Source organism: Actinomyces polynesiensis, from assembly GCF_000820725.1.
Classification (GTDB): Bacteria; Actinomycetota; Actinomycetes; order Actinomycetales; family Actinomycetaceae; genus Pauljensenia; species Pauljensenia polynesiensis.
In genome coordinates this window covers 1-5,774 of record NZ_CCXH01000225.1, presented here as the reverse complement: position 1 = coordinate 5,774, position 5,774 = coordinate 1, and the positions used below count along the sequence as shown (strand labels likewise).

Genomic DNA, 5,774 nt, shown 5'->3' with positions numbered 1-5,774 from the left:
ACGTTGAAGCGGAACTCGACGATGTCCCCGTCCTGCATCACGTAGTCCTTGCCCTCCATGCGCACGCGGCCGTGGGCTCGGGCCTCGGCCATGGTCCCGTACTCGACCAGGTCGTCGTAGCTGACGATCTCGGCCTTGATGAAGCCCTTCTGGAAGTCGGTGTGGATGACGCCGGCGGCCTCGGGGGCGGTGTCGCCGCGGTGGATGGTCCAGGCGCGCGACTCCTTCGGCCCGGCCGTGAGGAAGGTCTGCAGGCCCAGGGTCTCGAATCCCACGCGCGCCAGCTTGTCCATGCCCGACTCGCTCTGACCGGAGTCCTCGAGCATCTCCTGGGCGTCCTCGGGATCCAGCTCCACCAGTTCCGCCTCGAACTCCGCGTCGAGGAAGATCGCCTCGGCCGGCGCCACGAGCTCACGCAGCTGTGCCTGCAGGGCCTCGTCCGCCATCCCCGCCTCGTCCATGTTGAAGACGTAGATGAAGGGCTTCGACGTCATGAGCTGGAAGGAACGCAGCGCGTCCTGGTCCAGCTTCGCGCCCTCCGGTCCGGAGAGGACCTTGCCCTGCTCCAGGAGGGCCAGCGCGGCACGCGCGGTCTCCAGGACGACGGCCTCGGTCTTCTTCCCGCGCACCTCCTTCTCCAGGCGCGGGATCTGCTTCTCCAGGGTCTGGATGTCGGCCAGCGCCAACTCGGTGGTGATGGTCTCGATGTCGCTGGCGGGATCCACCTTGCCGTCCACGTGGACCACGTCGGGGTCCTGGAAGGCACGGTCACCTGGCAGATGGCGTCGGCCTCCCGGATGTTGGCCAGGAACTGGTTGCCCAGACCCTCACCCTCGGAGGCTCCGCGCACGATCCCTGCGATGTCCACGAAGGAGACGGTGGCGGGCACGACCCTCTCGGAGTCGAACATCTTCGCCAGCACGTCGAGCCGGGGGTCCGGCAGGGGCACGATCCCCACATTGGGCTCGATCGTGGCGAAGGGGTAGTTCGCGGCGAGCACGGTGGCCCGCGTCAGCGCGTTGAACAGGGTCGACTTGCCGACATTGGGCAGCCCGGCGATTCCGATGGTGAGAGACACCCGGCCATTGTAGGCGGGCCAGGTGCCACCCCGTGGGCAGGGTCGCGGCAGCCGCCCTCGTCGACGGGGGCGGACCCACCCCCTCCCCCCGGTCTCAGAAGAACATGCTCCAGTTGTCGAGGAGGTCCCCCCACGACGAGAAGAACCCCTGGGAGCGGTTGACGACGATGATCACGCACAGGCACAGGGCGGCTGACACCACGCCCACCCCCACCAGGCGCACCAGGTGGCCCCACAGCCGTGCCCGACCCGTCCACGCCGTACGGGGCGCCAGCAGGACCACCGCCCCGAGGAGGCCGACGGACACCAGGACGGACGCCCACAGCGTCCCCCACCCGGCCAACCCCATGGTCCGGGTGAGCCAGGTCGACTCCTGGGACGAGGGCGGGGCGGTGAACGGCTGCGTGACAGCGGAGCGTGGACCCGAGGCGCCCTCGTCGGCGACCCCCTGCGTCCACCAGCGCAGCGCCAGGGGGAACTGACCCGCCCACGTCCTCCACGAGTGCCCACCGGTGAGGTCCACGTGGACGGTGATGTCGTCGCCGGGGCGTGCGGCGCGGGTGGCGCGTTCGAGCAGGTCCATGGCGTCGCCGTCATTGGGTGTCCCCGACAGCCACATGCGGGCGCTCGAGCGGTCCGTGGAGGCGAGCATGTGCGAGACGGTGAACGCCTCCCTCACAGACCGGTCCGCGTGGGAGAGCACGCCGAGTTCCGGGGTGTCGTACCCCGACATCGCCACCGCGCCCCAGAACTGGTCCTGGTGGCGCAGGTAGAGGACCGAGGCGCAGTAGGCGCCCGCGGAGATCCCTCCGATCAGCCAGCCGCTGCGCCGGCCGGAGACATTGGGGAAGTTGGTGCGGACCGACTGGACGAGGTCCTGGGTGAGGAAGGTCTCCACTGCCGCACGGCCCCGGACGTCCACGCAGTCCGGGGGGAGCCCGCCCATCGAGAGGTCCGCGACGACGAGGATCGTGGGCCGCAGCTCACCGTGGGCCATGAGACCGTCGATGGTGGCCCCGACGTCCAGGGACCTGGTCACCCCGACGTTGGACCCGGGGAATCCGTGCAGGAAGACGACCACGTCGTAGGTGGTCCGGGACGTCGGCGAGTACCCCGGTGGCGTCCACACCGTCACCTCGCGGTCGAGGCCGGAGGCCGGGCCACGGACCTTTGCCGTCCAGGCCCGCTGCCTGGAGTCCCATGCGAAGGAGGTCGTCCACGCGGGCGAGCCGGGGTGTCCGGACAGCGACTGCGGCAGGGAGGCGTCGGGGGCGTCCGAGGTCCCTGCGGTGTGGCCCTCACCCGGCGCCGGCAGTGGTTCGACGGGGAGCGAGTCGTCGAGCGGTGCGCCGTGCCCCGTCACCGCCCGCCACAGGTCACCGCCCGTCCTGAACCAGCCCATGTGGACATTGGCGGAGGCAGCCAGAGTCCCCGACAGCAGGGCGGCCGTCAGGACGACGAGCAGGGCCGAGGTGACCCGGCGCAACGCTCCCCCGCCACGGCCGAGGTGTCGTGCGGCCACCAGGCCGAGCACCACGGTGAGCACCGCAAGGCCCCACACCGGTGCCGACGAGATCAGTGCCACCCGTCCACCTCCGCATCACCTCTTGTCGGGTCCGGGGCGTCCGGACCCCCGTGGTCCGGTGTCCGTGCTCCTGCGGGGCTCCTGTGCTCCGCTCCCCTCGCTCGCGCGCCCGCCGGGCCCACCCACCGGTGCCGCCGGTGCCCCGGACGACGGTCGCGCCCCTTGCCCGGCAGCGGACTCCGCGTCCGCCGCGTGCAGCCGGGTGGGGGCGTGGGTCCTCAGCTCGTGTGGTCGGGGTTCACGCGGCGGGGGGCGTGGGGCCGGGGATCGGCCAGGCCGCCGGCGGTGAGCTCGGAGCGGAGGTTGCGCGGCAGCGCGAAGGTGATCGTCTCGGTCTCGGTGCGGACCTCCTCGACCGTGGGGAAGCCGTGCTCACCCAACCAGTCGATGACCTCACGCACGAGGATCTCCGGCACCGACGCCCCCGAGGTGAGTCCCACCGTGGAGGCGCCCGCGAACCAGGCGGGGTCGAGTTCGTCGGCCTTGTCGATGCGGTGGGCGGCCCCGGCCCCGGCCTCCAGGGCGACCTCCACGAGGCGCACGGAGTTCGAGGAGTTGGCCGAGCCGACCACGACCATCACGTCCACACGTGGCGCGATCGTCTTCACGGAGACCTGACGGTTCTGGGTGGCGTAGCAGATGTCGTCCGAGGGCGGGTCGATGAGCTGCGGGAAGCGCTCACGCAGGCGGTCCACCGTCTCACGCGTCTCGTCCACGGACAGGGTGGTCTGGGAGATCCACACGACGCGCGAGGGGTCGCGCACGACGACGTCGGCGACCTCGTCGGGGGACCCGACGACCTGGATGTGGGCGGGGGCCTCCCCGAACGTGCCCTCGACCTCCTCGTGGCCCTCGTGGCCGACGAGGATGATGTCGTAGTCGTCCTTCGCGAAGCGGACGGCCTCACGGTGGACCTTCGTGACCAGGGGGCAGGTCGCGTCGATGGTGGCGAGGTGGCGGGCGTCAGCCGCGGCGCGCACCTGGGGGGACACGCCGTGGGCGGAGAACACCACGCGCGCACCCTCGGGCACCTCGTCGGTGTCCTGCACGAAGACCGCGCCACGGCGGGTGAGGGTTTCCACGACGTACTTGTTGTGGACGATCTCCTTGCGCACGTACACAGGGGGCCCGTACAGGTCGAGGGTCTTCTCCACCACGTCGACCGCTCGGTCGACACCTGCGCAGTACCCGCGTGGGGCCGCCAGCAACACGGTGCCACCCGTCCGCGACGCGGTGGCCCCACTGGTCGTGTCCGTGGTCGCGGCCGCCGACGGGCCGTCGGCCGCAGCGGTGTCCTGCGGAGCGGTGTCCGGAGACACCCCGGGGACCGGCTGGATCTGGATCGTCATGCGACCAATCTATCCGGGTGGCGGCCTCCGGGCGCGTGGGGAAGGCCACGCCCCGGGGTGACGGCACCAGCCGGGGGTGGCATCCTGAGGGGGTGCCCGCACCCCTGACCCCCGACCAGCGCCCGGACCCGGCGCAGGGCCGGCCCGCCTCCCCGCCACCGGCCGCGAAGGCCGCGGACACCACCCGGGACAACCCGTGGCCCCTGCGTCGCCTGACGGAGAACATCAGGATCTACGTCGACCGCATGTCCGCCCTGTGGGTGGAGGGCCAGGTCGTGGAGTACAAACCCCGCCCCGGTACCCGCATGGCCTTCTTCGTGCTCCGCGACGTGGAGACCGACACCTCGATGACCATCACGGCCTTCCCCGACGTCCTCGACCACGCCGGCCCCGGCTTCGACGAGGGCGCCCGCGTGGTCACCCGGGTCAAACCCGTCTTCTGGGAGAGGCGCGGCACCCTGAACCTGCGCGCCGCCGAGGTCCACCTCCAGGGGCTCGGCGACCTGCTCGCGCGCATCGAGCAGCTGCGACGCACCCTGGACGCCGAGGGCCTCTTCTCCGCCGACCGCAAGGTTGCGCTCCCCTTCCTGCCCCGCGTGGTGGGCCTGGTGTGCGGACGCAACGCGAAGGCCAAGGACGACGTCATCGTCAACGCCTCCGCCCGGTGGCCCGGCATCCGCTTCGAGGTCCGCGAGGTCGCGGTCCAGGGCCAGTACGCGGTGCGGGAGGTCAGCGCCGCCCTCGTGGACCTGGACTCCCTGCCCGAGGTCGACGTCATCGTCGTCGCGCGCGGGGGCGGATCCGTGGAGGACCTCCTCCCCTTCTCCGAGGAGACGCTCGTGCGCGCCGCGGCCGCCGTGCGCACCCCGCTCGTCTCCGCCATCGGGCACGAGGGCGACGCCCCCCTGCTCGACCTCGTCGCCGACTACCGCGCCTCGACCCCCACCGATGCAGCCCGCCGCATCGTGCCCGACCGGGCGCGAGAGACGGAGGGCCTGGCGCACGCGGTGTCCCGCATGCGCGCGGCCGTGGGCAACCGGCTCATGACGGAACGGTCCCAGCTCGCCCTGCTGGAGGGCCGCCCCGTCCTCCAGCGACCGACGGCCGTCATCGACCAGCACCGCGCGGTCGTGGACTCCCTGGCCATGCGACTCGGGCAGGCCCTGACCCGCCGCCTGGGGGAGGAACGCACGGACCTGGCCCGCGCCCAGGCGACCCTCACCGCCATCTCCCCCCAGGCGACCCTCGAGCGCGGCTACGCCATGCTCCGCACACCGTCGGGGGCCCTCGTGCGCTCTTCGGCCGATGTCCGCAAGGGCGACCTGCTCGAGGGCATCCTCGCCCACGGCCGACTCGTCGCCCAGGTGTTCGGGACGACCCCCGCCCCGGACAACCCCCCTTCACCCCAGCCCGCCCCCGCACCAGGAGAGACCCGATGACCGACGCCGACCACCCCCAGACCCTGCCGGACCCCTCCTCGCTCGGCTACGAGCAGGCCCGTGACGAGTTGGTGGACATCGTCGCCCGGCTCGAGAGCGGGCGCGCGCCGCTGGAGGCCACGCTCTCGCTGTGGGAACGCGGTGAGGCCCTCGCGGCCCGTTGCCGCTCCGTCCTCGAGGACGCCCAGACCCGCCTGGACCGCACCACCCAGCAGGCCACGCCGGACCACGTGGTGTCGGGGGACGCTGAGGGCTGACCCGCGGACCGCTCCACGGACAGCCCGCAGACCGGCCGTCCGCCGTGGTGGACGGCACACGGTTCC

4 protein-coding genes and 1 pseudogene are annotated in these 5,774 nt (G+C 72.2%); 2 read left to right on the top strand and 3 right to left on the bottom strand.

All coding sequences use genetic code 11. The features are described 5' to 3' along the window. The 3 genes and pseudogenes from ychF to TA90_RS09585 all read right to left on the bottom strand — a co-directional run. Positions 1-1,078 (bottom strand): annotated as a pseudogene (gene ychF, locus TA90_RS09595) (redox-regulated ATPase YchF); the annotation flags it as partial. Positions 1,079-1,172: 94 nt separating this feature from the next. After that, complete coding sequence (locus TA90_RS09590; protein WP_043535981.1) at positions 1,173-2,663, bottom strand: alpha/beta hydrolase; 1,491 nt, start codon at positions 2,661-2,663, stop codon at positions 1,173-1,175. Between the two features lie 218 nt (positions 2,664-2,881). Then, on the bottom strand, positions 2,882-4,012 hold the full coding sequence (locus TA90_RS09585) for a 4-hydroxy-3-methylbut-2-enyl diphosphate reductase (protein ID WP_082031611.1): 1,131 nt from the start codon (positions 4,010-4,012) through the stop codon (positions 2,882-2,884). Positions 4,013-4,116: 104 nt separating this feature from the next. On the opposite strand from TA90_RS09585, the gene xseA reads away from it, so the two are divergent. Both xseA and TA90_RS09575 read left to right on the top strand, forming a co-directional pair. Beyond that, the gene (gene xseA, locus TA90_RS09580) at positions 4,117-5,451 is read left to right on the top strand and encodes an exodeoxyribonuclease VII large subunit (RefSeq protein WP_052450725.1); all 1,335 of its coding nucleotides are present in this window, start codon (positions 4,117-4,119) and stop codon (positions 5,449-5,451) included. Then, on the top strand, positions 5,448-5,708 hold the full coding sequence (locus TA90_RS09575) for an exodeoxyribonuclease VII small subunit (protein ID WP_043535980.1): 261 nt from the start codon (positions 5,448-5,450) through the stop codon (positions 5,706-5,708). Before xseA ends, TA90_RS09575 begins: the two co-directional genes overlap by 4 nt. The last annotated feature ends 66 nt before the right edge of the window (positions 5,709-5,774 follow it).

Excerpts from the sequence above, each read along its gene's own strand:
- TA90_RS09585 (WP_082031611.1), bottom strand. The coding sequence starts at position 4,012 with ATGACGATCCAGATCCAGCCGGTCCCCGGGGTGTCTCCGGACACCGCT.
- TA90_RS09575 (WP_043535980.1), top strand. The coding sequence starts at position 5,448 with ATGACCGACGCCGACCACCCCCAGACCCTGCCGGACCCCTCCTCGCTC.